21 protein-coding genes are annotated in these 26,492 nt (G+C 70.9%); 6 read left to right on the top strand and 15 right to left on the bottom strand.

Annotated elements, in window-relative coordinates; all coding sequences use genetic code 11:
* A complete protein-coding gene (gene tyrS / locus OHA19_RS30890) occupies positions 1-1,266 on the top strand; it encodes a tyrosine--tRNA ligase (RefSeq protein WP_405711329.1) in 1,266 nt (421 codons plus the stop codon).
* A 75-nt stretch (positions 1,267-1,341) separates the two neighbouring features.
* Here tyrS and OHA19_RS30885 read toward each other — a convergent pair whose 3' ends face one another.
* Entirely contained in the window at positions 1,342-1,617 is a 276-nt protein-coding gene (locus tag OHA19_RS30885; protein ID WP_405711331.1) for a GlsB/YeaQ/YmgE family stress response membrane protein, read from the bottom strand.
* A gap of 245 nt (positions 1,618-1,862) precedes the next feature.
* Here OHA19_RS30885 and OHA19_RS30880 point away from each other — a divergent pair, with 245 nt between their 5' ends.
* Together OHA19_RS30880 and OHA19_RS30875 are read left to right on the top strand one after the other, a co-directional pair.
* On the top strand, positions 1,863-2,228 hold the full coding sequence (locus tag OHA19_RS30880) for a DUF3099 domain-containing protein (protein ID WP_405752328.1): 366 nt from the start codon (positions 1,863-1,865) through the stop codon (positions 2,226-2,228).
* A 247-nt stretch (positions 2,229-2,475) separates the two neighbouring features.
* A complete protein-coding gene (locus OHA19_RS30875) occupies positions 2,476-2,742 on the top strand; it encodes a hypothetical protein (protein ID WP_405711335.1) in 267 nt (88 codons plus the stop codon).
* A gap of 15 nt (positions 2,743-2,757) precedes the next feature.
* On the opposite strand, the gene moaA is transcribed toward OHA19_RS30875, so the two are convergent.
* From moaA to OHA19_RS30860, 3 genes are all read right to left on the bottom strand, one after another.
* Positions 2,758-3,747, bottom strand: a complete 990-nt coding sequence (gene moaA / locus OHA19_RS30870) for a GTP 3',8-cyclase MoaA (RefSeq protein WP_405711337.1) — start codon at positions 3,745-3,747, stop codon at positions 2,758-2,760.
* A 191-nt stretch (positions 3,748-3,938) separates the two neighbouring features.
* Positions 3,939-5,579 (bottom strand): cation acetate symporter, encoded by a 1,641-nt coding sequence (locus OHA19_RS30865; protein ID WP_405711338.1) that lies wholly within the window; start codon positions 5,577-5,579, stop codon positions 3,939-3,941.
* Positions 5,576-5,941, bottom strand: coding sequence for a DUF485 domain-containing protein (locus tag OHA19_RS30860; protein WP_405711340.1), 366 nt, complete (start codon positions 5,939-5,941; stop codon positions 5,576-5,578). Before OHA19_RS30860 ends, OHA19_RS30865 begins: the two co-directional genes overlap by 4 nt.
* A gap of 291 nt (positions 5,942-6,232) precedes the next feature.
* On the opposite strand from OHA19_RS30860, the gene OHA19_RS30855 reads away from it, so the two are divergent.
* Together OHA19_RS30855 and OHA19_RS30850 are read left to right on the top strand one after the other, a co-directional pair.
* Entirely contained in the window at positions 6,233-7,768 is a 1,536-nt protein-coding gene (locus OHA19_RS30855) for a S8 family peptidase (RefSeq protein ID WP_405711342.1), read from the top strand.
* A gap of 141 nt (positions 7,769-7,909) precedes the next feature.
* Positions 7,910-9,358, top strand: a complete 1,449-nt coding sequence (locus OHA19_RS30850) for a CoA transferase (RefSeq protein ID WP_405711343.1) — start codon at positions 7,910-7,912, stop codon at positions 9,356-9,358.
* Here the strand turns inward: OHA19_RS30850 and OHA19_RS30845 are convergent.
* From OHA19_RS30845 to OHA19_RS30835, 3 genes are read right to left on the bottom strand one after another with little or no spacing between them, the layout of a single operon-like run.
* Positions 9,348-10,391 carry a zinc-dependent alcohol dehydrogenase family protein gene (locus OHA19_RS30845; protein WP_405711344.1) on the bottom strand — a complete coding sequence of 348 codons (1,044 nt, stop codon included), beginning with the start codon at positions 10,389-10,391 and terminating at the stop codon, positions 9,348-9,350. The genes OHA19_RS30850 and OHA19_RS30845 overlap by 11 nt on opposite strands.
* Positions 10,392-10,412: 21 nt before the next feature.
* Complete coding sequence (locus OHA19_RS30840; RefSeq protein ID WP_405711346.1) at positions 10,413-11,102, bottom strand: lysoplasmalogenase; 690 nt, start codon at positions 11,100-11,102, stop codon at positions 10,413-10,415.
* The gene (locus OHA19_RS30835; protein WP_405711348.1) at positions 11,099-11,977 is read right to left on the bottom strand and encodes a sterol desaturase family protein; all 879 of its coding nucleotides are present in this window, start codon (positions 11,975-11,977) and stop codon (positions 11,099-11,101) included. The genes OHA19_RS30840 and OHA19_RS30835 overlap by 4 nt, the downstream gene beginning before the upstream one ends.
* A gap of 149 nt (positions 11,978-12,126) precedes the next feature.
* On the opposite strand from OHA19_RS30835, the gene OHA19_RS30830 reads away from it, so the two are divergent.
* The gene (locus OHA19_RS30830) at positions 12,127-15,222 is read left to right on the top strand and encodes an NACHT domain-containing protein (protein WP_405752326.1); all 3,096 of its coding nucleotides are present in this window, start codon (positions 12,127-12,129) and stop codon (positions 15,220-15,222) included.
* A gap of 5 nt (positions 15,223-15,227) precedes the next feature.
* Here the strand turns inward: OHA19_RS30830 and OHA19_RS30825 are convergent, their stop codons facing one another.
* From OHA19_RS30825 to OHA19_RS30790, 8 genes are all read right to left on the bottom strand, one after another.
* Positions 15,228-15,941, bottom strand: coding sequence for a VIT family protein (locus tag OHA19_RS30825; RefSeq protein WP_405711353.1), 714 nt, complete (start codon positions 15,939-15,941; stop codon positions 15,228-15,230).
* A gap of 51 nt (positions 15,942-15,992) precedes the next feature.
* Positions 15,993-16,607 (bottom strand): hypothetical protein, encoded by a 615-nt coding sequence (locus tag OHA19_RS30820; protein WP_405711355.1) that lies wholly within the window; start codon positions 16,605-16,607, stop codon positions 15,993-15,995.
* Entirely contained in the window at positions 16,604-16,924 is a 321-nt protein-coding gene (locus OHA19_RS30815; RefSeq protein ID WP_405711357.1) for a hypothetical protein, read from the bottom strand. The genes OHA19_RS30820 and OHA19_RS30815 overlap by 4 nt, the downstream gene beginning before the upstream one ends.
* Positions 16,903-22,098 (bottom strand): caspase family protein, encoded by a 5,196-nt coding sequence (locus OHA19_RS30810; RefSeq protein ID WP_405711359.1) that lies wholly within the window; start codon positions 22,096-22,098, stop codon positions 16,903-16,905. The genes OHA19_RS30815 and OHA19_RS30810 overlap by 22 nt, the downstream gene beginning before the upstream one ends.
* Positions 22,099-22,185: 87 nt before the next feature.
* Positions 22,186-23,415 (bottom strand): amidohydrolase family protein, encoded by a 1,230-nt coding sequence (locus OHA19_RS30805; protein WP_405711362.1) that lies wholly within the window; start codon positions 23,413-23,415, stop codon positions 22,186-22,188.
* Positions 23,415-24,692 (bottom strand): amidohydrolase family protein, encoded by a 1,278-nt coding sequence (locus tag OHA19_RS30800; RefSeq protein ID WP_405711364.1) that lies wholly within the window; start codon positions 24,690-24,692, stop codon positions 23,415-23,417. Before OHA19_RS30800 ends, OHA19_RS30805 begins: the two co-directional genes overlap by 1 nt.
* Before the next feature lie 10 nt (positions 24,693-24,702).
* Entirely contained in the window at positions 24,703-25,587 is an 885-nt protein-coding gene (locus OHA19_RS30795; RefSeq protein ID WP_405711366.1) for an SDR family NAD(P)-dependent oxidoreductase, read from the bottom strand.
* Positions 25,584-26,384, bottom strand: coding sequence for an acetoacetate decarboxylase family protein (locus tag OHA19_RS30790; RefSeq protein WP_405711368.1), 801 nt, complete (start codon positions 26,382-26,384; stop codon positions 25,584-25,586). Before OHA19_RS30790 ends, OHA19_RS30795 begins: the two co-directional genes overlap by 4 nt.
* Between the last annotated feature and the right edge of the window lie 108 nt (positions 26,385-26,492).

Below are 26,492 nucleotides of genomic sequence, written 5' to 3'. Positions count from 1 at the left end.
GTGACGGACATCGTCGACGAGCTGAAGTGGCGCGGGCTGTTCGCCCAGTCCACTGACGAGGACGCACTGCGCAAGGCTCTCGCGGACGGTCCCGTCACCTTCTATTGCGGCTACGACCCCACCGCGGCCAGTCTGCACGTCGGCCACCTGGTGCAGGTGCTCACCATGCGCCGGCTCCAGCAGGCCGGTCTGCGGCCGCTCGCCCTGGTGGGCGGGGCCACCGGTCAGATCGGTGACCCGCGGCCGACCGCGGAGCGCACGCTGAACGATCCGGAGACGATCGCCGGCTGGGTGACGCGGCTGCGGTCCCAGATCGAGCCGTTCCTGTCGTTCGAGGGCGAGAACGCGGCGGTCATGGTGAACAACCTGGACTGGACCTCGGGCATGTCCGCGATCGAGTTCCTCCGGGACATCGGCAAGCACTTCCGCGTCAACAAGATGCTGACCAAGGAGTCCATCGCCCGGCGGCTGGAGTCCGACGAGGGCATCAGCTACACCGAGTTCAGCTACCAGCTGCTCCAGAGCATGGACTACCTGGAGCTGTACCGGCGCTACGGTTGCACCCTCCAACAGGGCGGCAGCGACCAGTGGGGCAACCTCACCGCGGGTCTCGACCTGATCCACCGTCTGGAGCCGGGCGCCGAGGTGCACGCGCTGGCGACGCCGCTGATGACGAAGGCGGACGGGACCAAGTTCGGCAAGTCCGAGAGCGGGGCCGTCTGGCTCGACCCTACGATGACGACGCCGTACGCGTTCTACCAGTTCTGGCTGAACGTGGACGACCGGGACATCTCCCGGTACATGCGCGTCCTCAGCTTCCTCAGCCCCGCGGAGCTGGAGGAGCTGGAGAAGGTCACCGAGGAGCGCCCGCAGGCCCGGACGGCGCAGCGCACGCTGGCCGAGGAGCTGACGACGCTGGTGCACGGTGCCGATCAGTGCACGGCGGTCATCGCGGCGTCGAAGGCGCTCTTCGGCCAGGGTGAGCTCGGCGAGCTGGACGAGGCGACGCTGAGCGCCGCGCTGTCCGAGGTGCCACACGCACAGGTCACCGAGCTCGGCCCGCTGGTGGACCTTCTGGTGGAGGTCGGCCTGGCGCCGAGCAAGTCGGGTGCCCGCCGGACGGTGAAGGAGGGCGGTGCGTACGTGAACAACGTCAAGGTCTCGGACGGCGAGAGCGCGCCGGCCGACGAGGAACTGCTGCACGGGCGCTGGCTGGTGCTGCGCCGGGGCAAGAAGAACCTCGCCGCCATCGAGGTCACCGGCTGATCCCGGGCACACAACGCACCGCGGCCGGACACGCATGACGCGTGTCCGGCCGCGGTGCGTTGTGTGCCCGGTGGGTCAGGTCTTCTGTCTGGTGCCACGGAACGAGGCCCACAGCATGTCGCCGACGCCGACGACCACCACCGCGCCGATCAGCTGGAACAGGTGACGGATCCAGTCGATGCCCCTGGTGTCGTTGACACCGATCCAGGTGGCGACGGCATTGCCGAGGACACTGCCGATCATGCCGAAAATGATCGTCAGCCAGAGTGGGATGTTCTGCTTGCCGGGCAGGATCGCCTTCGCGATCAGACCGAGCACCAGACCCACGATGATTGCCCACAACCAGCCCATGTCGCCTCCTCGCGCGACGCGATGTCGCATGTGCCGCCCAGTCTCGGCCCGCGGGGCGTACGCCGCATGCCGGAAGGGGCCGTACGTGCGGCGCGGATACCGATATGTACGAACAGGGCGTGCCCCGGTCTCGATGCCGCCGGGCCCCGGGCGTACCGTGGTTGCGGTCCGCCCGGGGAGCGTCCGGTGCGGGAATGAGGTGCCCCCGGCCCGTCAGGCGCTGGGGGAAGGGTGATGGAGACGTGATGCGGAAGCAGAGCGGCGGCGAGGTTTTCCGGATCACGGGGGCCCGGCAGGGGCTCGCGGACGATGTGCGCGGCAGGCAGCGGCGCTATGTGATCTCGATGTCCGTACGGACGGTTTCGGTGGTCCTGGCCGCGGTGCTGTGGAACGTCGAGCGCTACGTCGCGATCGTGGCGCTCGCCCTCGGTGTCCTGCTTCCCTACGTGGCCGTGGTCATCGCCAACGCGGGCCGGGAGAACACCCCTTCGCTGCCGTCCACCTTCGTACCGGCGCCGATGCGGCCGGTGCTCGACGCGGCGCCGGTGGCCAGTGCCGCGGAACCCGGTCCGGAGGGCGACGGGGTACGCCGCGACGGGGAATCGACCTGAGCCCGATTGAGTGCGCGTTGCATCCGAGGCTCAGGAAAACCTCAGATCAATCATGAAGTTACGGTGCCCCGCACCCCGGTCTGCGTGACATACTTCGTAGGCGCTCCGCATCCCCCGTCGGAGCGACGGACCGACGCCGGGCAGCTCCCCCCGTGGCTGCTCGGCGTCGTTTTTTCTCCGGCCGGGGATGCACCCGGCAGCCCGGGCCCGCACCGGTCTCCGACCTGGGGCCTCTAGGGTTGAGTCCGTGAACTCCCCTGAAACCGCGGCCGACAGCGCCGCCGCTCCGATCTGTTCCGCCAAGGGCTGCCGGGCCGACGCCGTATGGGTGCTGGCCTGGAACAACCCGAAGCTGCACACCCCGGAGCGCCGCAAGACCTGGCTGGCCTGCGAGGAACACCGGGAGCACCTGTCCTCGTTCCTCGACGTCCGGGGCTTCCTCAAGGAAGTCGTGACACTCGCCGAGTGGGAGTCGCGCACCGAGGCGGACCCGGGCGGCCCCTCCCGCCCCTGACCACCGGAGCGTCCCTCAGCCGCCGATCGCCGACATGGGCCGGTCGGGCTGAAGGAAGGACGGGTCGTCCAGACCGGATCCGGCCTTTTTTCCCCACATCGCGAGTGTCCAGATCCGGGCGATCTCCTCGTCCGGCGCGTCCGAGCGAAGGGCGCCGCGCAGGTCGGTCTCCTCGCGGGCGAAGAGGCAGGTGCGCACCTGGCCGTCGGCGGTGAGCCTGGTCCGGTCGCAGGCCCGGCAGAAGGGGCGGGTGACGGAGGCGATGACGCCGACCCGCTGGGGGCCGCCGTCGACGATCCAGCGCTCGGCGGGTGCGGAGCCGCGCTCCCCGGTGCTCTCCTCGGTGAGGGTGAAGCGGGTGCGCAGCGACTGGAGTATGTCGCCTGCCGTGATCATGCCGTCGCGCTTCCAGCCGTGCTGGGCATCGAGCGGCATCTGCTCGATGAAGCGGAGCTCGTACCCGTGCTCGACGGCCCAGGCGAGCAGCTCGGGGGCCTCGTCGTCGTTGAGCCCCGGCATCAGGACGGTGTTGACCTTGACCGGGGTGAGCCCGGCGTCGCGGGCGGCTTCGAGGCCGGCCAGCACGTCGTGGTGGCGGTCGCGGCGGGTGAGGGTCTTGAAGACGTCGGGGCGCAGGGTGTCCAGCGAGACGTTGACCCGGTCCAGTCCCGCGGCCTTGAGCGCGGTGGCGGTGCGCTTCAGACCGATGCCGTTGGTGGTGAGCGACATCCTGGGGCGCGGGCCGAGGGCGGCGCACCGCTCGACGATGGAGACGAGCCCGGGGCGCAGCAGCGGCTCCCCGCCGGTGAAGCGGACCTCCGTGATGCCGAGCCGGGTGACGGCGATGTCGATCAGCCGGACGATCTCGTCATCGGTGAGGAGGTCGGGCTTGGCCAGCCACTGCAGACCTTCTTCCGGCATGCAGTACGTGCACCGCAGATTGCACCGGTCGGTCAGCGAGACGCGCAGGTCGGTGGCTACCCGGTCGTAGGTGTCGATGAGCATGTGGGCCCCCTCCCCGATTGTTTCCCGGCGCCGATTCCGCTCTCCGTACGGCCCTTCCGGCTGACTCCTCCGAGACTACGCGAGAGCTGTGACATCGGCGGGGCCCGTTTGACACGAGGTGCGGCGCGGCCGTGTCGTAGGGTCCTACGACACGGCCGCGGAGTGGGAGGGACGCCCGGGGCGCCGCTCGCTCAGTGCGCTCCGACGCCGGTGAGCGACTTGACCTCCAGTTCGGCGTACTTGCCCTTGTCCGGCTCCTCCTTCGAGAGGAGGGAGCCGACCCAGCCGAGCAGGAAGCCCAGCGGGATGGAGATCAGGCCGGGGTTCTCCAGCGGGAACCAGGCGAAGTCGACGCCCTTGAACATCGACGTCTTCGGGTTGCCGGAGACGACCGGCGAGAACAGCACCAGGATCACCGAGGTCGCCAGACCGCCGTAGATCGACCACAGCGCGCCCTGGGTGGTGAACCGCTTCCAGAAGAGGCTGTAGAGGATGGTCGGCAGATTGGCGGAGGCGGCGACGGCGAACGCCAGCGCCACCAGTCCGGCGACGTTCATGTCACGGGCGAAGGCGCCCAGGGCGATCGCGACCGCGCCGATGAGGACGGTGGCCCAGCGGGCCGCCCGCATCTCCTCCTTCTCGGTGGCCTTCCCCTTGCGGATGACGTTTGCGTAGATGTCGTGCGCGAAGGAGGACGAGGAGGCGAGAGTGAGTCCCGCGACGACGGCGAGGATGGTGGCGAAGGCGACGGCCGAGATCACGGCGAGCAGTACGGCGCCGCCGGTGGTGCCGACCCCGCCGAGGTATTCGGCGAGTTGCGGTGCGGCCGCGTTGCCGGCCGGGTTCTTCGCCTTGATCTCGTCGGGGCCGATGAGGGCCGCGGCGCCGAAGCCCAGGGCGATCGTCATCAGGTAGAAGGCGCCGATGATGCCGATGGCCCAGTTGACCGACTTACGGGCGGCCTTGGCGGTCGGCACCGTGTAGAAGCGGATCAGGATGTGCGGGAGGCCGGCGGTGCCGAGGACCAGGGCGATGCCGAGCGAGAGGAAGTCCAGCTTCGAGGTGCCGGTGGCACCGTACTTGAGGCCGGGCTCCAGGAACGCCGCGCCGTGGCCGCTCTTCTCGGCGGCCGTGCCCAGCAGGTCGGAGATGTTGAAGTCGAACTTCAGCAGCACCAGGAAGGTCATCAGGATGGCACCGGCGATGAGCAGTACGGCCTTGACCATCTGCACCCAGGTGGTGCCCTTCATGCCGCCGATGGTGACGTACACGATCATCAGTACGCCGACGAGGGCGACGATGAGGATCTTGCCCGCGTCGCTGGTGATGCCGAGGAGCAGGGAGACCAGGACGCCCGCGCCCGCCATCTGGGCCAGCAGGTAGAAGATCGAGACGACGATGGTGGAGACGCCGGAGGCGGTGCGGACGGGGCGCTGGCGCATCCGGTAGGCGAGGACGTCGCCCATGGTGTAGCGCCCCGAGTTGCGCAGCGGCTCGGCGACCAGCAGCAGGGCGACGAGCCAGGCGACGAGGAAGCCGATGGAGTACAGGAAGCCGTCGTAGCCGAAGAGGGCGATGGCCCCGGCGATGCCGAGGAAGGACGCGGCGGACATGTAGTCGCCGGAGACCGCGAGTCCGTTCTGGAAGGCGGTGAACTGGCGGCCGCCCGCGTAGAAGTCGGAGGCGCTCCTGGTCTGCCGTCCGGCCCAGACCGTGATGCCCAGGGTCGCGGCGACGAACACGGCGAAGAGCGTGATGATCAGCGGCCGGTGCTCGGTGGTCGAGGAGGAGGCCAGCTGAACGGCGGTGTGCGAGTGGTACGCGGCGCTCATGCGTCGGCCTCCATGCGGGACTTGATGGCCTCGGCCTTCGGGTCGAGCTTCGCGGCCGCGTGCCGCGAGTAGAGCCAGGCGATGAGGAAGGTGGTGACGAACTGGGCGAGGCCGAACACGAAGGCCACGTTGATGTTGCTGTACACCTTGGTGCCCATGAAGCCGCCCGCGTAGTTGGAAAGCAGCACGTAGAGCAGGTACCAGAGGACGAACGCGATGGTCAGCGGAAAGGCGAACGAGCGGTAGGAATGGCGCAGTTCACCGAACTCCCCGCTCTCCTGCATCTCGATGAAGTCCTCGGTGGTGGGCTGGGCAGGGCGGGTGTCCGTACTGGCCTCGGGCGGGGGTGCATCGGTAGCCACGGAATCTCCTCTCGACGCGGGTGCGGTGGTGTCGGTGACGGTGGATCTCACTGGGAACGCTGGGTGCCGGGGGGTGTCGGTGCACCTCCCCCGACAACGGCACGGAGAGCGCGGCGAAGCGGTTCATCGCGGCTCCGTACTTCTCCCAGGCGCCGTTTCACATCCGTCCGGCCGAACCCGGTCCCGCGAACTCATTGAACAGTGGGGATGATCAGCGATAACTTCCTGGTCATGTACGCGACTGGATGCGCCCCGTGTCCGGTCGACCGGCACGGATGATGTGGAGACCCCATGGCTCATCTGGGTTCCAGACGGACGCGCGCACTGTCGTTGCCCGTCGGATTGGCACTCACGGCTTCGCTCGGCTTCCTGCCGACGGCGGCCGCCTCTGCCGCACCCCTGGACGCGCAGCCCGCGGCTGCGGTGTCGACGGACGGCCCGAAGCTCTCGTACGTGGTCAACACGCGGGGCGGTCACGGGACCGTCAAGCAGGTGAAGAAGGCGATAGCCGCGGCCGGCGGCACGGTGGTGGTCGCCTACGAGCAGATCGGCGTCATCGTCGTCCACTCGCAGAACCCGGACTTCGCGCAGTCGATCCGCCGGGTCAAGGGGGTCGATTCGGCCGGGGCCACCCGCACCAACCCGATCGTTCCGCAGGCCACCACGGACACCGGGGTCGAGCAGCCGCTGAGCGCCGCGCAGGCGAAGGCCGCGTCGGCCCGGGCGACGGGCGACCAGGATCCGATGGAGCCCCTGCAGTGGGATCTGCCCGCCATCAAGGCGGACCAGGCGCACAAGCGGACGCTCGGCAGCAGCAAGGTCACGGTCGCGGTCATCGACACGGGTGTCGACGACACCCACCCGGACCTGGCGCCGAACTTCGACCGCGGGGCGTCGGCGAGCTGCGTCTCCGGAGCGCCGGACACCACGGACGGGGCCTGGCGTTCGGCACCCACCGAGAGCAACCACGGCACGCATGTCGCGGGCACCATAGCCGCCGCGAAGAACGGCGTCGGCGTGACGGGTGTCGCGCCGGGCGTCAAGGTCGCCGGCATCAAGGTGGCGAACCCGGACGGCTTCTTCTACACCGAGTCGATCGTCTGCGGCTTCGTCTGGGCCGCCGAGCACGGTGTCGATGTCACCAACAACAGCTATTACACCGACCCGTGGATGTTCAACTGCAAGAACGACCCGGACCAGGGCGCCCTGGTCGAGGCCGTCGCGCGTGCCACTCGGTACGCGGAGCGCAAGGGCACGGTCAACATCGCCTCGGCCGGCAACAGCAGCTTCGACCTGGCCTCCGACGCGATCGAGGACACCACCAGCCCGAACGACACCTCGGCCGTCACCCGGACGATCAACCCGCGTGAGTGCCTCGACATCCCGGTGCAGCTGCCGGGCGTCGTGACGGTCTCCGCGACCGGTGCCAAGGGCCTGAAGGCCTCGTACTCGAACTACGGGAACGGCGTCATCGACGTCGCGGCCCCGGGCGGCGACTCCACGGTCTACCAGACGCCCGCCCCGCCGGCCACGAGCGGACTGATCCTGTCCACGCTGCCGGACGGCAAGTACGGCTACAAGGCCGGTACGTCGATGGCTTCCCCGCATGTCGCGGGTGTCGCGGCCCTGATCAAGTCGACGCACCCGCGCGCCTCGGCGGCGGCGGTGAAGGCGCTGCTGCTCGCGGAGGCCGACGCCACCGCGTGCGGCGCCCCGTACGACATCGACGGTGACGGCAAGATCGACGCCGTCTGCGAGGGCGGCAAGAACAGCAACGGCTTCTACGGTGCCGGTGTGGTGAACGCGCTGAACGCGGTCCGCTGGTAGTCGGAACGCGGCGCGGCGGGAGGGCCGGCCCGGAGTCTTCGACCGGCCCCTCCCGCCGCCTTTCCCGGGCCCGGCCGGACCGCTGCCGCGCCGTCCCCGGACCCCTTCCCGCCAGGTGGCACTCAGTGCCATAGTGCGGGGATGAAGCACGCACATCTGTCCGGCACCGAGCAGGCCTGGGCGGCGCTCGGCGGTGACCCCGCGCTCCTCACGCACCTCGGGTCTTCCACGCGCCTCGGGACGGGCGGCTCCGACGGGCTGCTCCCCGCCCGGCTGCCCGTCATGGAGCTGGCCCGTTCCGCCGTCGCGGTCTGCTCGCTGGCCGCCGCCGAACTGGCCGCGCGCCGCACCGCGCGCCCCGTGCCACTGGTCCGGATCGACGACGGCGCGGTGGCCACTGCGTTCACCAGCGAACGTCATCTGCGGATCGACGGGCGCGCGGCGACCACCTTCGCCCCGCTGTCGCGGTTCTGGCGCACGGCCGACGGCTGGGTACGCACCCACGCCAACTACCCGCACCACCGGGCCCGGCTGCTCAGCACGCTGGGGCTGCCCGCAAGGACCCCGGACGGCATCGCCGTGGACACCGCCGCCGCCTCGTTCGCCGGGCGCCCGAGCGAGGAGATCGAGCGGACGGTGTACGCGGCGGGCGGCCTGGCCGTGGCCGCCCGTACGCCCGGTCAGTGGGCGGCCGACCCCCGGGGCGCGGCGCTCGCGGGCACACCGCTGGTGGGCCGGGACCGTATCGACGGCGCTCCGGTGCGCCGGACGGCGGCGCTCACCGGCGGACCGCTGATGCCCGCCGCCGGGTTGCGCGTGCTGGATCTCACCCGGGTGATCGCGGGGCCGGTCGCCACCCGTACGCTCGCGCTGCTCGGCGCGGACGTCCTGCGGATCGATGCCCCGCAGCTGCCGGAGAGCCCGGACGCGCACAGCGACACCGGTTTCGGGAAGCGGTCGGTGGAGCTGGACCTCGAAGGCCGCTCCGGCAGAGCGGCCTTCGAGGAGCTGCTGGCCGACGCGGACGTGGTCGTCATCGGCTACCGGCCCGGTTCGGTCGAACGGTTCGGTCTCACGCCGCAGTCCCTGGCCACGCGCAGGCCGGGGCTGGTGATCGGGCGGCTCTCGGCCTGGGGGCACGGTCCGTGGGCGCGGCAGCGCGGCTTCGACAGCCTGGTCCAGGTGGCCACCGGTATCGCCTCCGTGGAGGCCGCCGGGCCCGGGGGCCCGCCCGGGGCGCTGCCCGCCCAGGCGCTCGACCACGGCACCGGCTATCTGCTGGCCGCCGCCGTGCTGCGGGCGCTGACCGAGCAGCACGACGAGGGCGGCTCCCGGCTGGTCACACTCTCGCTCGCCCGTACCGCCGCCTGGCTGCTCGACGAGCTGCCGGACCGCCGGGAGCCGAAGCCGGATGCGACTGCGACTGCGGATCCGTCGTACGACCCGGAGAAGTGGCTCACGGAGACGGACGGTCCGCTGGGCCGGCTGCGGCACGCGCTGCCGCCGGTCGCCTTCGACGGCTCCCCCGCCGACTGGTCGCGCCCGCCCGGCCCGCTGGGGGCGGACGCGCCCGCCTGGCTCACGGCTTGATGAGCACCTTCAGCGCCGTGCGCTCGTCCATCGCCCTGTAGCCGGCGGGGACGTCGTCCAGACCGACGGTCAGGTCGAAGACGGGCGACGGGTCGATCGTGCCGGCCAGGATGTCGGGGAGCAGCTCCGGTATGTAGGTGCGCACGGGGGCGACGCCGCCGCGCAGGGCGATGTTCCGGTCGAACATGACGCCGAGGTCCAGGCCGGTGCCGCTGCCGTGCGGCACGCCGACGTAGCCGATGGAGCCGCCGTCGCGGGTGATCCCGACGGCGGTGCGCATCGACTGTTCGGTGCCGACGGCCTCGATCACGGCGTGTGCGCCCTCGCCGCCGAGCAGTTCCCGCACGGCTTCGACGGCTGCTTCGCCGCGTTCGGCGACGACGTCCGTGGCGCCGAAGGTGCGGGCGATGTCCGTGCGTGCCCGGTGGCGGCCGAGCGCGATGATCCGCTCGGCACCGAGCCGCTTGGCGGCCATGACGCCGCAGAGTCCGACCGCTCCGTCACCGACGACCGCGACCGTGGAGCCGGGCCTGACGCCCGCGCCGACGGCGGCGTGGTGTCCGGTGCCGAGCACGTCGGACAGGGCGAGGAGCGCGGTGAGCAGGTGGTCGTCGGCGGCCGCGGCGGCGGGGAGCTTGATCAGCGTGCCGTCGGCCAACGGCACGCGCACGGCCTCGCCCTGGCCTCCGTCGGAGCCGACCGAGCCCCAGAATCCGCCCTGCGGGCAGGAGGTCGTCAGCCCCTCGGCGCAGTAGGCACAGGTGCCGTCGGACCAGACGAACGGGGCGACGACGAGGTCACCCACGGCGAAGCCGGCCACCTCGGAACCGGCCTCCTCGACGATCCCGAGGAACTCGTGCCCGATGCGCTGTCCGGGCTGCCGGGCGGACTCGCCCCGGTACGCCCACAGGTCGCTGCCGCAGATGCAGGCCCGCAGGACCCGCAGCACCACATCGGTGGGCCGCTGAACGGAGGGATCGGGCACCTCCTGCACGCGTATGTCGTGGGGGGCGTGGATGACGGTGGCGCGCATGGGTGGGGATCCTTGCCGGTCTCAGCTGCTGATACTCCGTTCACGGTACGCCCCGGGGGTGACACCACCCCATTTCGGCCCCGGTGCGAGCGCTCCGGCGGTCAGCAGGAACTGCGCCGCGATGTAGGTGAGCATGACCCAGAAGTCGGGGGCGGGCAGCTGCGGCCAGTCGGCGATGCCGGTGGCGATCAGCGCGTCGGAGAGCAGGAAGAGCGCCCCGCCGGTGGCCGCGTACCGGCCGAGGGTGCCGGCGCGGTACGCCATCGCCGTGAGCAGCAGGCTGTAGCCGGTCATCGGGATCCGCAGGTCCGCGGGCAGTCCGGGCCAGAGCAGTGCGACGAAGGTGGTCAGGACGGCGGCGTACGCGATCCCGGCGGGCAGCGAACCACGGGCCCGTCCGAAGAGCCACAGGTAGCAGACGTGTCCCGCGGCGAAGGAGCCCATCCCGATGAGGAAAGCGGCATCGGCGTCGGGCAGCAGGAACGTGTCGCCGCCCCAGCCGAACAGGAGCGCCGCGATGAGCAGCCGGGGTCCGCGCCGGGCGGCGGCGTACCCCGCCAGCAGCGGCATCAGCAGGGGCTTGGCGACGACGTGGGCGATGTGCACACCGGCGAGCACGCCGACGAGGTCCACGGCCGAGGCCACGAGGAAGGCGATGAACAGCGGGCGTACGAGACGCTCCCGCCGGTCCGGTACGGCGTCCGTGCTCATCCGGCACTCTCCTGGGCGGGGGCGGGCGTACGGGCGGCCGTTCCGGCCGGCTGCCAGCCGGGCCCGCGGAAGATCCGCCCGGCCCGCTCGCTCCAGCTGCCCGCCGACCGCACGTCACGGGCGATGGCGGCGTACTCGTGGGTGGCGACGCGGAGCGGATTGAAGGTGTCGATGTTCTTGGTGAGCCCGAACACGGGCCGCTCGGTCTCGGCGGTGAAGGACCCGAAGATCCGGTCCCACAGGATCAGGATGCCGCCGAAGTTCCGGTCCAGGTAGCCGCCCTGCGAGGCGTGGTGCACCCGGTGGTGGGAGGGCGTGTTCAGTACGTACTCGAAGGGCCTGGGGAGCTTGTCGACGCGCTCCGTGTGCACCCAGAACTGGTAGACGAGGTTCGCCGACGAGCAGAAGGCGAGCGCCGCCGGATGGACTCCGCACGCGATCATCGGCAGGTAGAACGGCCAGACGGTCAGCGAGGTCCAGGGCTGGCGCAGCGCGGTGGAGAGGTTGAACTTCCGGCTGGAGTGGTGGACCACGTGGCAGGCCCAGAGGATCCGGATGACGTGGTGGCCGCGGTGCGACCAGTAGTAGAAGAAGTCCTGCGCGAGCAGCATCAACAGGACGGTCCACCACAGCACGGGGACGCGGAGCGGGGTCAGCTCGTAGACCGCGGTGTAGATCGCGACGATGGGCACTTTCCACAGCAGGTCGAAGACCAGGCTGCCCAGCCCCATGGTGATGCTGGTGACGGCGTCCTTCGCCTCGTATCCGGCGGCGTCCTCGTCGGGGTGGAAGTGGTGGAGGGCCATTTCCAGAACAGTGAGCAGGACGAATGCCGGTATGGACCAGAGCACTACATCGGGCAGGTTCGGCGACATGCCAGCACCGTAGAGCCGCAGGTCGGCCGGGGACTAGACGTTGTTACCAACAAGTATGCGAGACGCGGTGTCAGCAGTCTTTGGTGACTTCTGCCAATGCCGGCGTCGTACGATCCCTGTACTGGAGCTTCCATGGGGGAGGAACTGCCGTGCAGGGTCTGGAAGTTGCACTGGTCCGGCTGGCCACCACGGTGATCGGCACGGTCACCAGGTCGCTGATCACGCCGAGGCCCGGCGCGGGCCTGATCCCCGATCGGGTGCGCCCCCTCCCCCGCCCGGCGAAGCCGGACCGGCTGGCGAAGGTGCTCGGTGGCCGGCTGGCCCAGTCGTACTCCGGGCTGCCGGAGCACGAGCGACTGGCCGCCGTGGAGGCGGTACGGGACACCTTCGCGACAGCGGGCGAGCTGACGGCGGACCGGCTGTTCGCCGTGGACCTGGATCCGGAGCGGCTGGCCGCCGAGCTGCCGCCGCCCGCCGCGGGGCTGTCGGAGCGTGCGGCCGGGCTGTACGGGGAGCTGCTCGGCCGGTGCTGCGCGCATGTCGTGGAACAGCTGACCGCCGAACCGTCCTTCGCGGCGCGCGCGGCGGTGGAGCAGACCCGAACCGCACAGCGGACACAAAAACTGGTGGAGGACGTACGGGAACGGGTCGGCCCGCGCCCTGATGCCGCCGCCCTGGACTTCGAGCGGCGGTACGCGGAGTTCATGGCCGCGACGCACTGCCGGATGGGCCTGTTCGGGCTGACGCTCGGGCGGTCGACGGCCGAGTGGCCGCTGGAGACGGCCTACATCAGCCTGACGGTGAGCGGGAACGGTGCCCGGCAGGACTGGCTGGAGCACTCCGCCACGGTGACGGTCTCCGTCGAGCAGGCGCTGTCCGGGACGGACCGGCTGCTGCTGCGGGGCCCGGCCGGTTCGGGCAAGAGCACGCTGGTGCAGTGGCTCGCGGTGAACGCCGCCCGCCGTACGTTCGGCGCCGACCTTGCGGACTGGAACCGCTGTGTCCCCTTCGTGCTGCGGCTGCGCGCGTTCACCTCGCACGGGACGCTGCCGGCGCCCGAGGAGTTCCTGCGCGCGGCCGGAGTCCCCCTGCACGGGGCGGCACCGGCCGGCTGGGTGGACGGCCTGCTGGCCTCGGGGCGGGGCCTGGTGCTGGTGGACGGGGTCGACGAGGTCCCGGCGCGGTTGCGCCGGCGTACCGAGAAGTGGCTGAAGGACCTGATCACGGCGTACCCGGAGTCCCGGTACGTGGTGACGACCAGGCCGTCCGCGGTTCCGGAGAGCTGGCTGTCCGGCTCCGGTTTCGAGGCGCACTCGCTGCTGTCGATGAACCAGAAGGACATCCGTTCGTTCATCGGCCACTGGCACACCGCCGCCCGGTCCGAGTGCCTCTCCGACGAGCAGCGCGAGCAGCTCGACGGGTACGAGGCCTCGCTGCGGCGCGCGGTGGGAACCCGCCGCGACCTGGGGCGGCTCGCGACGAACCCGCTGATGTGCGCCCTGCTGTGCGCGCTGAACCGGGACCGGCGGATGCAACTGCCCCGTGCCCGCAAGGAGCTGTACGATGCCGCGCTGGACATGCTGCTCGTGCGGCGCGACACGGAGCGCGAGATCGTCGGGGTCGAGGGCGTCGACCTGACCCGGGAGGAACAGACGGCGCTGCTGCAACGGCTGGCGTACTGGCTGATCCGCAACGGTCAGGCGGAGGCGGACCGCGACGAGGCGCTGGCCATGGTGGCCGAGTGGCTGACGGCGATGACCCAGGTGCGGGGGACCGCCGAGGAGGTCTTCTCCCATCTCCTGATCAGGAGCGGCCTGCTGCGCGAACCCGCGCCGGGGGCGGTGGATTTCGTGCACCGGACGTTCCAGGACTACCTGGGGGCCAAGGCCGCGGTGGAGGCCCGCGACTTCGGGGTGCTGGTCAGGAACGCGCACGACGACCAGTGGCACGACGTGGTGCAGATGGCGGTGGGCCACGCTCGCCCCGACGAACGGGCCCAGCTGCTGCGGCAGTTGCTGAAGCGCGCGGGCCAGACGCGCAAGCACTGGCATCGGCTGCTGCTGCTGGCGGCGGCGAGCCTGGAACACGCACCGGAGCTGGACCCGGCGGTACGTACCGAGGTCCAGGAGCGGACGGCGGAGCTGGTTCCGCCGCGCACCGCAGCGGAGGCGGTGGCGCTGGCCGAGGTCGGCGAACTGGTCCTCGAATTGCTGCCGGGGCCGGAGGAGGTGGAGGGCGAGTACGCGGCGGGGTACGTGGTGCTAGCGGCTGCCTTGGTGGGCGGTGACGCGGCGTACGAGGTGGTCAAGGGGTATCGGAACGACGAGCGGGGCTGGGTGGTAGCCCAGTTGTGCGACGCGTGGGGCTCGTTCGATACCGATGACTACGCCCAGGAAGTGCTCGCGGCGAGGACCTGGGACGAGGTCAGCGTGTCTGTGGCGAACTCCGACCAGATGGCGGCTCTGCGGTACCTGCCGGAGGCTCGGGGGGTTCACTTGCGGGGCAGTCACCCGGACCTGTCCCCGCTGACCTCCCGCCCCGGGATGGAGAGACTCTTCGTCTACGACAACAAGGAACTGACTGACATCTCCCCGATGGCCTCGATGCGATCACTCACGGAGGTGGGTCTCAGCGCGTGCCCCGGGGTCCGTGATCTGAGCGCGCTGTCGGACCTTCCGCTGACCTGGCTCTCACTGCACCGGCTGCATCCCGATGTGCCGAAGGAACAGCTTGAGCCACTCACGGAGGTCCGCGATCTCTGCCTGGGACATCTCTTTCCTGTCAGCGACATCGGTGAACTGGCCCTGAGCCGTGGGCTCAGAACGCTGACCCTGCCCAGGAGTGTCAGACGCATGGGCCTGGAGGGCGTGGAGCGATGGACCGAGCTGGCGAAGCTCAGCCTGGAAAGCCCACGGCACCTGCAGTACGTGTGCCGCACCCCGTTCTTCCAGCGACTCGACCAGCTCACTCTTCTCCAGCAGAACCTCCCGGACCTGGCCGTCCTGGCCGGCCTCACCGCCCTGAGAACGCTCACCCTCAATCACTGCTGGCTCCCGGGCGGGCTGGCGCCTTTGCGGGACCTGCCCGCTCTGACGCATGTGCGTCTGTACGCCCCGAAGGATGAGGACCCACTCGACCTGACCCCCCTGGCCGGTCTCGACCAGCTCGCGATCACCCTCGGCAGCGAGACGAGGTCCACCGGCACCGAACTCTTCCCGCCCGAGCGGATCGTACGGCTCCACTAGAACCCTCAGACCCCCACCGCCCCCAGCAACTCCCCCGCCCCATAGGTCACCGCCATCGCCATCGCTCCCCCCGCCATGTTCCGCAGCACCGCCGGCCCCACCCGCGCCTCGCCCAGCCGGGCGCTCCACCAGCCGGTGAGGGCCAGCGCCGCCAGTACCGACAGCACGGTCACCAGGAGCCGCAGCGACGCCGGGGGCAGCACGATCGCCAGCAGCGGCAGCAGCGCGCCGACCGTGAACGCCAGGAAGCTCGCGCCCGCCGCGTGCCACGGGTTCGTCAGCTCGTCCGGGTCGATGCCCAGCTCCACCACCGCGTGGGCGCGCAGCGCATCGCGTTCGGTGAGCTGGAGGGCCGCCTCCCTGGCGACTTCGCGGCTCAGGCCCTTGCCCTCCAACAGGCCGGTCAGCTCGACCAGTTCCGCCTCGGGGGCCTCCTTCAGCTCCTGCTTCTCCGTCGCCAGCGCGGCCATCTCCGAATCGCGCTGGGTGGAGACCGACACGTACTCGCCCGCGGCCATCGACATGGACCCGGCCAGCAGCCCGGCCAGGCCCGCCGTGAGCAGGGCACCGCGGTCGCCGGTGGCGCCGGCCACGCCGACGACCAGGCCCGCGGTGGAGACCACACCGTCATTGGCTCCGAGGACCGCGGCGCGCAGCCAGTTCAGCCGTGCGCCGAGCCCGTTGCCGTGCGGTTCGTCGTGCGTCCGGATATCCGTCACCCGGGGATGGTCTCACCCCGCGCGGCGACCGGGCGCGTATCGACACCAGGCTCAGCACTGTGGTGTCGGCGTGAGGGACCGGACCTCACCTGCCGGTATGCGCCGCGGCTTCCCCTTGCCGCTCACCTTGATGGTCACCGCGTCGCCATTGCTCAGCACCAGTTCGCCGCATGTGATGGCGGCGGGCGTGGAGACCAGGACCTTCGGCCCTGACGGCTTCTCGTCCTTGGCCGCTTCGGCCGGTACGACCCAGGAGACCGCGATGGCCGCCACGATCGCGGACAGCCCGACGACCGAACAGCGCCGGGCCGTCGTCAGTGCGTCCTGGGTGTCCTCGACCTCGTCCAGCACGGCGGACATCAGCTTGTCCCCGCTCAGCCACATACGCTGCCCGAGCCGACCGTGCGCGGCCCGCACCGCGACGAGCGCTCCGGTGAGCAACAGAGCGAACGCCAGAACGAGGAGCGCCGCCGTCGTCCAGCGCCATGTCGCGGGCATGCCCGCGACGCTTTCGCGCCCCTTGAGGACGAAGACGACACCGACGAGCCCGGTCAGCGCCGTGAGCCCGTTCCGCCAGCCCTCGGCCTGTTTCCGTACGGCGGTGAGCTGTTCGAGCTGTAGCTGCTGGCCGAGCTGCGCGAACCGCTTCCTGGTCAGGTCGGTCATGGCACCGGCACGTCCCAGAAGGCACCGCAGCCGGTGTCCGGCGACTCGGACGGCCGGTCCGGATGCGGGAACCCGCACTGGCAGTAGACCAGGATGCTGCCGGTGAGCGGCTCCGGCGTGCTCCTGCGGCCGAGCCACCGCCCCTTGTACGGACCGAGCACGCCGTACGCCACCCGGAACACGGTGCTCGCGTGGCAGTTCGGGCAGGGGCCCGTGACCGTGTACCAGCGGCCGTCGGCGGAGCGCACGACGGCGGGGCTGCCGGCCGGGGCGAGCTCGTGCTCCCGGAACGGTGTCAGATCGTGGGCCGGTGGCATCCGGTGCTCCTCTCGTGCGCCGCCGCGCGGTACGGCTCCGCGGGCGGTGTGGGCGCGGGGGCGTCGGAGTACGTGTCGGGCACTTCCAGGCCGAACACTCCCGCGTACAGCTTGAGGCGCTCGACGACCGCGGCGGTGGTCCATTCGAGCTCCCGTGCGCTGACGGCGATCCGCTCGCCGGACACCCGGCCGCCGAGCGCCGGGGCGCGGCCGGTGTACTCCTCGGTGAGCAGGATCAGATCCTGCCACAGCGGAATCACGGGGAACTCCGGTCGCTCGACGAGCAGTTCTACTCCGAAGGGGCGGTAGAGCGCGAGCCGGTCCCAGGCCCGGTCCATCGGCCAGCCGAAGCGCGCGGCGACCCGAAGGAGATCGACCGGGCCGACCGGCCGGTCCCCGGCCAGGTCGTCGAGGAACATCGCCGTGTCGTGCTGCGTCGGACGCCACCGCGCCCACTCCGCGGCGGCCATGTCGTCCTGGGGCGTCCAGGGACTGCCGAGCACGGCGAACCGGCTCAGCTCCCGCACGCTGTCTCCGAGCGTGCCCTCCCTGCTCCGGGCGTGCTGCACCAGCCTGGCGACATCGGGCCCCGGCAGCCAGCGCACGCCGTCCGCCGTCCACTCGCAGCTTGCTTCCGCGTCCGCCGCGCTGACCCGCGCCTCGGCCAGGTCTTCGGGCAGGGGCAGCATCTCCGGCTCCACCGCCAGCAACGGGGCCATCTCGACGAGCCTGGCGTACACCGCTCCGAGCGGCAGACCGCGCGCGGAGGCCGCCAGAACGGCGTACGCCGAGTCCAGGCGGGTCGGGCCGCCCACGCCTTTCAGCCACGCCGGATCCCACGTCCATGGCATGAGGAGTCCCATGCCGTCGGGGGGAGCGGCCAGCCAGCGGTCGACGAGCCCCGGGGCGGCCGCGTCCACCAGACCGGATTCCGCGAGGCCTGTCAGCGCTCCGACGATATCGGCGGCATCCGCAGGGGATCTGCGTACATTGACGGCGATCTCGGCGAGCGGCGCCAGATGAGGTGGCACCGATTGACGCCCCTCGTACGTCCCATACCTTTTGCCGACCAGAGCGGGCGCCACCACCAGCGCGGACTCCAGCCCGGTGAAGCGCCTGTCCTTCAGACCGTCCAGGTCGGGAAGGCGCAGCTTCATCGACGTGAACCACGGAGCGAAGCGCTCGTAGACCTCCCCCACCGTCATCGATGCCCTGGCAGAGGCCAGTGCCCAGAATCGCGGGGCCGGGCCGTGCTCCCGCCAGTGCCTGTAGCCGAAGGCGGCTTCCGCGTCCGAGTACATCCGCTCGGAGTCGAAGCTGCCCTCGAGCTCGACCATCTCGGCGTCCGTGGACATCCCGAGCCACCCGTACCGGCGGATCACCTGCTCGTACTCCTCCGCGGAAGGCGGTTCGACGAACCGGAGCAGGCGTTCGTCCCCGGCGAATTCGGGGTGCAGGCGCAACACCTGGATCTCCCGCTCCGTCGCGACCGCGTCGGCGTCCGCCGGAACCGTGCCGATATCCAGGCCCAGCTGCTCCAGAGGAAATCCGGCGGCACTGAACCGCTCGGCCCGCGTCAACGCTTCCCGCCAGGGGAGCCGCGCCCACAGGGAGAAGTGATTCAGTACGGACAACGCGAGGTCGCGGTCCGGCTCCGCGTCCATGGTGTGCGTCGCCCACGCCCTGATCAACGGCGTACCGAATCGTCGGCGGCCCGTGAGCAACTCGCAGTCCACGGAATCGAGTTCCACCGCATACGCGGCATCGAGATCGGGAACGGCGGGAACACGGACGCCGGCGATGGCGTATCTGCGCAGCCTGCGGAGCAGTCCGGCAAAGGTCGTGGGCCGGTCCCCGGGCTGTGGCACCACGGCCTCTTCGAGGCAGATGCGGCTGCCGTAGTCTCCTGCGGCGATCCCGCTCTCCCACGGCACCGGCTGCGGATATCCGGCCAGCGAGTCCGGTGCCGGAACGTCCGCGAATTGGTCGTCCACGGGGATACGGACGGAACGCAGGGCTGCCACCCGCCATGCCACCAGCCCCGGCGGCGCCGACCCGAGGGAGCCGTGGCGACCGTCCCGGGGCTTCGCCCCCGCGTGCAGCACGACGTCCGCCGGAAGGCAGCCGACCCCCCGCAGGGAAACCCCCGCGCCGCGGTCCCAGCTGGTCGTACTGGCCACCACGGCATCCGCTTCGAGGAGCCTGTTGACGAGCAGTCGCGCGTCACCTCGATGGGTGTGCGCGAAGTTCCACAACCACTCCACGCTGAACCAGGACGGGAGTTCCATGTGCTCGGCGAGTTCGCGGACATGGAGCGACACCCAGTCCTCGTCGAACTCGAGAATTTTCGTTCTGCTGGTGTCCAGGTCCGGGGAGTGCGTCTCCCTGAGGTCGACCACGCACCCGTACATCGGTTCGTCCCGGAAGTCGGAGCGCGAGCTGAACGGCATACCCGCCTCGGAGTCACGCTTGCCCGTCGGCGTCCAGATCCCGTCGACGAGCAGACAGCCCGTACCGGGCACCCACCACACGTTCCGGTCGGCCCGGACCGGGCTCGCGGCGTCCCCGTCGTAGTAGAGGACGTCCTTCTCCCACTCCTTGGCCACGGCGCCGTTCCGCTCCACGCGCATGGTGTAGTCGCAGAGCCATACGCGCTTGGCCAGTTCGTTCGCCACGTCGATCGCGTCGCCGTTGAGATAGAGGCGCACCCGGGTCCCGCCTCCCGGCTGGGCGGCGTCGTTCTCCTTGATACGGAAGAGGCTTCCGCTCGACGCGATGTCCACCCGCAGCCCGCGGCTGGATTCCGGGCGGCCGAACTCGTCCGTGACCCGGGTCCAGATGCTGATCTCGTCGGCCAGCATGAAGTAGCTGAACACACCGATGCCGAAACGGCTGTTCGGATAGAGCCTGAGGTCCTTGTCCACCGCGCGCCAGCGGGCCTGTTCCCTCCGGTACTCCCTGGACTGCTCGAACCGGCGGCCCGCACGCGAGAAGGTGCTGCGCAGCGCGGTCTGGCCCATGCCCACGCCGTTGTCCTCGCACTCCACGTACGGCCGGCCGTCGTCGTCGACACCTTGCCGGAATACGATCTCGCCGCCCCAGCCCTGCCGGATGCCCTCCTTCAGCTCGCCGTACCGCACACGCGCGTCGCGGTAGCGGCAGGCGTCGAGGGCGTTCTGGTAGAGCTCGCGCAGGGCCAGGGTCCGGTCGCCGTACAGCTGGGAGCCCATGAGGAGTTCACGCATCTCGTCCTCGGCGAGGCTGAAGCGCATGAGCGGCAGTCCGTAGGCGTCGCCACGGCCGGCGGCGTCGTACTGGGGACGCAGTTTGCGGCAGGTCACGCGTTCGGGAAGGTGAGTGAGCGGGCCTGCGGCCTCGCCCGGCACGAGGTGCTGCTTGATGTGCTGCACGGCGTCGTCGGCCCAGCCGGTCAGCGTCTCCAGTGCGGCATGCACCGCAGGGTGCGGGCATGGCAGGTCCAGGTCGAGAGAGGTCCCGAGGCGGTCTCTGGACCAGCGCAGCTCCTGGACGCCGGCGACCGCCTGGGCGGGGACGAGGCCGTCCGTGACTCCGATGTTGTCCACCAGGACGCCCGGCATGTCGCGGATGTCTCCGCCGAGGAGACCCGCGAGGCCGATCAGCCAGGACAGTTCACGCGGACGCCACCGTTCGGCAGGACCGTTGCGTGGCAGGACCTGCTCCGGTCCCTGCGGCCCGTCAGCGGGTTCGCGCTCCCCGGAGTACGGCTGCGCCGGCACGACGGCGGTCTGGCGGCAGACCCGCATCAGCCCGTCCATGAGCTCCGCGGACCGGGCCGATGTCTCACCGGTACCGAGCAGGGCGGAGGCGAGTGGGGCGAGCAGGCCCGGCGCGTAGGTGTCCCAGAGCTCCTCGCGCCCCGCGACATGACGGTGCATCAACCAGGCGGCGACGGCCCCCGCCTCCTCCTTCGCGCCCCGGCTCGCCAGTTCGCGCCCCTTCCGCCAGACCAGCGGATGCGCGGCGAAGGTGTGCTCGAGGTCGATCCGGGCCTCGTCGCAACCCAGTTCACCCACCGCCGGTTCGAGCCGGAACGGACCGGCGGCCGCCGCCGCCTCCTTGACGCCCATCGCGTAGACGGCCTCGCGGACGAACGGCGCGGCCATGAGCACGGCCAGCTCGGACGGGTCCAGCAGCGGACCGCCATGGGTCACAGAGGGAGCCAGCAGTGCCCGCAGTCCGGTCGTCAGCACCCGTACCGGATAGTCGTCATCGGCCCAGGGGTCGGGGGTCTCGGTCAGTGACTGCGCCCGCAGCTTGGCGCACTCCAGGGCCAATCCCTCCAGGGCCTGCTGCAGTTGGCTCCTGCGGTCCTCGCCGCACTGGGCGGCCGCCCAGAGTGCCGGGTCCCGGATCGCGACGGACCACTCCTCCTGGAGTGTCTTCCCGGTGCAGAGTTCGGTGCCGGCGATCGCCTCGGAGCCGCTCGGCGCGTAGTGCACGGTGGGCCGTTGCTCGTGCTGGGCGGTCCGGGCGAATTCAGCGGTTCTGCGGACGGAGTGGGAGATGACGTCACCGACGGTCCGCGGGGACGTGTCCGAGGCCAGGGCGTCCGCGAGCGCCCTGGTGAAGTGGCTGCCCAGAATTTCGTCCGAACCGCACGTCTGGCCCGCCGCGCAGCCGAAGACGACGGCCACCCGGTCCCGCCACGACGGAAAGTTGGTCGCGGGCCCGCCGAAGGAGCCCTCGCCGTCGGGTTGTTGCGCGTCACGGCAGGCGTCGATGCTGAGCAGGACCGTGCCGGCCCTGCAGCCCTTGAGCAACGTCGTCAGGTCGAGGCCGATCAGGCTGTCGGCGTCGACGTGCGGCGGATCGGTCGACCAGTTGAGCTGCGCCTCCGAGGGCACGAGGTAGTCGGTGCCGTCGACGGACAGCCCGTGGCCGGTGAAGTGGATCAGTACCGTGCCGTCCTCCGGCGCCGTGCAGCAGACCCGGCTGATGGCGCTGATGATCCGGGAACGCAGCGCCGGCCGGTCCGGGGAGAGCCCCAGCGTCTCGACGCTGTATCCGGACGAGCGCAGCGCGGCATCCATCAGCTCGACGTCCCGCTGCACGGCTTGGGTCAAGTCCGGGAAGTGGTCGTTCAGTTCGTACTGCGGCACAGCGATGAGCAATGCCTGCCTGCTGTTCCCCATGGCCGTCGCCTCCCCCGTCGGGCCTGATCGGTGCAGATCACCATGCCACAGGTGAGCGGCGGCCCGGACGGGTTCGGCGACCGCGGGTCACCAGACGCGTACCGAACCGCCCGGTGCGAAGGCGGGGCTGGTCGCGCCCGCCGGGACCTCCTTCAGCGGCTCGGCGATCTCCTCGACCGTCGGGCCGACCTCCGCCGCGACGCGGTCGAGCGCCGCCAGGTCGAAGCCGTAGACGCGGGCCGCGTTGCCGCCGGTCATAGCCGCGACCTCATCGGGCTCCACGCCCGCGTACGCGATCCGCAGGCCCTCCCGCGAGTACGGGGCGGTCCCCTCGTCGTGCGGGTAGTCGCTGCCCCACATGATCTTATCGAGGCCGATCCGGTCGCGCAGCGGCACCTCGTGGGGGCGCATGAAGCTGGCGCCCACGTAGCAGTTGTCGCGCCAGACCTCACTCGGGCTCGCGCCCATCGAGGCGGCCAGGCCCGCACCGAACTTGGATTCCGCGGTGGTCGCCCGGGTCGCCGCCGCGACCAGGCGGCCGTGGTAGTAGTCCAGCATCTCCACGACGCCCGGGATCCAGCCGGAGCCCTGTTCGGTGAGGACCAGTTTCAGTCCGGGGTGGCGGCGGAAGGCCCCGCCGAAGATCAGGTGCCACAGCGCCCGGTGGGAGAACCAGGTCGTCTCCACCATGAAGACGGCACGGGCCGCCGGTTCGTCGCCGAGCGGCGGGGAGGCCGAGCCGCCGTGGTGGTTCACCGGTACGTCCAGTTCCTCGCAGACCGCCCACAGCGGGTCGTACGCCTGCGAGTACAGCTCCGGGACGCCCGAGCCGGGCGGGGCGCCGGGCAGCAGGATGCCGCCGGTGAGCCCCGTCTCCTTGGTGCGGCGGACCTCGCGGACCGCCTCCGCCGGGTCGTTGAGGAGGATCTGCGCCACGCCGGCGCGCCGGCCGTGAGCCTGCCCGCAGAAGTCGGCGAGCCAGCGGTTGTGGGCGCGCAGGCCGGCCCAGCGCTGTTCGTACTCCGCCCGCGACGGGGCGGGCGCCATCAGCGAGGCGGAGGGGAAGAAGGGCGGGATGGTGTTGGGGAAGACGACTTCCGCGACGATTCCGTCCGCCTCCAGCTCGGCGAGGCGGCGCTCCGAGTTCCAGTTGCGGTCGGCGGTGTCGGCGACCAGGTCCTCGTACGGGTTGACGTAGGCCGCCGCCCACGCGTCGAAGTCGTCGTGGTGCTTCGACTCCAGGTAGGGCTTGTAGTCCAGGAGGTCCGCACCCGCGTGGCAGTCGGCGGAGATGACGGTGTAGCGCTCACGGGGCATCAGTCGACCCCCAGGACCGGGAAGTCGTGGCCGGTCAGCCAGTGCCGGCCGGTCTCGCGGGAGCGCGCCCAGGACGCCTCGACCGCCGCCTGGTCGGTGCTCTGGCCCAGGTCGGCGGGGGTGGGGCCGATGCGCTCGGCGATCGGCGCGAGCCTGGCCGTGTCGAAGCCGAACACCTCGGCCGCGGCAAGGCCCAGCATGCGGCGGGTCTCGGCGACGGGGATGTCGTGGAAGGTGTCGCGCAGCCACTGGGCGGTCTTGGGCCAGGTGCCTTCGGGGTGCGGGTAGTCGCTGCCCCACAGGATGTTGTCGACGCCGATCTCGTACCGTTGGGCGAGTTCGCGGCGCTTGGTGTTGGTGGCGCAGATGAAGACCTGGCGGTCGAGGTACTCGTGCGGGGGCCGTTTCAGTTCGGCGAACGGCGAGAGCTTCTTGCCGCCGTGGGCGCCGAGGTAGAGCCGGTCCATGAACCAGAGGAGGTTCGGCAGCCACCAGCAGCCGGACTCGGCGACGCCGAACCTCAGCCCGGGGTGGCGTTCGAAGGCGCCCGACCAGAGCAGGAACCAGAGCGGGCGGGACGGCCACCAGGTGACCTCGGAGACGTAGATCCCGAGATGGTCGCCGTACTCGTGGCGCGGGGCCGCGCCGGAGTGGGTGACCACCGGCATGCCCGTCTCGGCGGCGGCCGCCCACACGGGGTCGTAACGCCGGTCGTGGTAAGGGGCCTTGTCCACCCACATGGAGGGGATCATCAGCGCACCGAGGCCGGAATCCTTCGCCCGGTGGATCTCCGCGACAACCCCGTCGACCTCGCCGGTGACGGGCAGCAGGGCGACCCCGCAGTGGCGTTCGGGGTTCTGCGAGACGAAGTCCGCGAGCCAGCGGTTGTGGGCCTGCGCGCCCGCCATGCCCAGTTCGGGGTCCTGGTCGCCGGAGAGGCCTAGGCCCACGCCGAACGGGGCGGCGGTCCGGCTGTCGACGGCGTCCGCGTCGGGGAAGACCACCTCGGCCGCCACCCCGTCGCCGTCCAGCTCCTTCAGGCGCCGGGCGGTGTCCCAACCTCCCTTCAGGCCCTCCTCGTTGTCGTGGAACCACTTGTCGGCGAAGGCCTCGTTGCGTACACCGAGGCGGGTCATCTCCTCGCGGCGGCGGGCGCGCCCGGCGAGGAAACCGTCGAATTCCCGGTGGAAGCGGGAGTCGAGATAGGGCCGGTACTCCTCGGTGGGCAGCCCGGCGTGGCAGTCGGAGGAGATGATCAGGTACGGGTCGTCGGTCATCGCTCGCTCCTCAGTCGAGTATGAAACTCTCCAGGTACGACGGGTTGGCGCGCTCCAGCATCGACTGCGACCTGGCGCGGATCTGCCGGTCGCTGTGCTCGCTGTCCGGCAGCATCCAGAAGCGGTCGGCGCGTATCCCGTCCACGACGGTCGCCGCGACGTCCTCCACCGGGGTGAACTCCACCTCGTGGCCCGCCGCCCGCATGGCGGACTCCCACTGGCCGACGCTGCGGTAAGGGGTCCTGCGCGGGCGCTCCTTTGCGTACCGCTCCGGCCGGTTGCGGTGCGACTCCCACAGTCCGGTACGGAGCATGTGCGGGCCGGGGAAGAGCACCGAGGCACCGACCGGCGCGCCCTCTGCCCTCAGATGCGCGTACAGCGACTCGGTCATCGTGACGACGGCGGACTTGGTGACGGCGTACACGGAGGCGGTCGGCAGCGGGGCGATCCCGCCGTCACCGGACGAGGTGTTGACGACATGGCCGGGGCCGCCGCCCGCGATCATGCGCGGGACGAACGCCTGGATGCCGTGGAAGACGCCCCACACATTGACCGCGAACGCCCACTTCCAGTCGTTCGGCTCGTGCTCCCACATCCGGCCCTCGGCGCCGGAACCGACGCCGGCGTTGTTGCACAGCACATGCACGGCGCCGAAGGTGTCGTACGCGGCTTCGGCCAGGGCCTGCACGGAGTCGCGTTCACTGACGTCGACGACCCTGGCCAGTACCCGCGCACCGTCCTGGCGCAGTTCGCCCGCCGCCTTGTCGAGCGCGCCCTCCTCCACGTCGGCGAGGACCACCTTCAGCCCCTCGGCGGCGAACCTGCGTGCCATCGCGAGGCCGATGCCGCTCGCGGCGCCGGTGACGACGGCGACCTGCCCCTCCTGGAGTCTCATCGGACGCTCCCCTCCGGCGGGCCGTCGTGGATCTGCTGCGGATCGTCGTAACGCTGGTGGACGTACGGCAGCAGGGCCTTCGCACTCACCTTCGCCACGGCCCTGCCCCGCTGGTCGCTGGTCTTCTCGCCGATGGTGAGGTCGACCAGCCGCCGTACGGGGAGGTCGGCGACCGGGTCGTACACCGACTCGCGCAGCACCACGTCGCCCGAGACGCGTTCCAGCCTGCGGACCTTCTCGTGACGGGTGCAGTGGACCAGGACGGGGTCCGCGTCAAAACCCTCGCCGTCCACCGCGGGCAGGTACTTGAAGTAGAAGTCGAGCTTGTCGGCCGGTGCGGGCAGGGGGAGCGGTCCGCTCACCGCGCCGCGCACCTCGACGAACTCGATGCCGTGCCGGGCGAGCGCGGCCCGGACGACGAGGCCCTCGCGTTCGACGGTCACCTCGCCGAGCTTCTTCGGTTCGCCGAACACCTCGCGGCCGCCGATCAGCGCCCGCTCATGGGTCATCGGCATGACGAGCGGATACCAGCCCTCGTGGCCGTCGTGGACGGCGGCGACGGCCACGGAGCCCGCGCCGAGCGGGTAGCCGGGCAGCTCGACCGTACTGATGTTCGCCCGGACGAGCGGGCGCCCGGAGGGTTCGAGGGGCGGCGGGAGGACGGCCGCCACCGCGTCGGGGTCGCTCTCCCAGAGGGCCACCACACCGGTGGACCAGATGTCGGGGAGTGTGGAGCGGGCCGCGCGGGCCGCGGAGATCTCGGCCTCGGTGCGCGCGCCGTACCGTACGCGTGCCATGCCGTACCACCCTTCTCGGTCGTCCGTGAATCGGTTCTCGGTTCTCCGTGCCGGGTTCTGTAACACAGTTACACCGACGTCGATGAAGGGTAAATAGGCATGCACGTA

The organism is Streptomyces sp. NBC_00012 (assembly GCF_045040875.1).
Lineage (GTDB): Bacteria > Actinomycetota > Actinomycetes > Streptomycetales > Streptomycetaceae > Streptomyces.
Note: the sequence above shows the minus strand (reverse complement) of the source record. Positions and strands in the feature narration are given on the sequence as shown.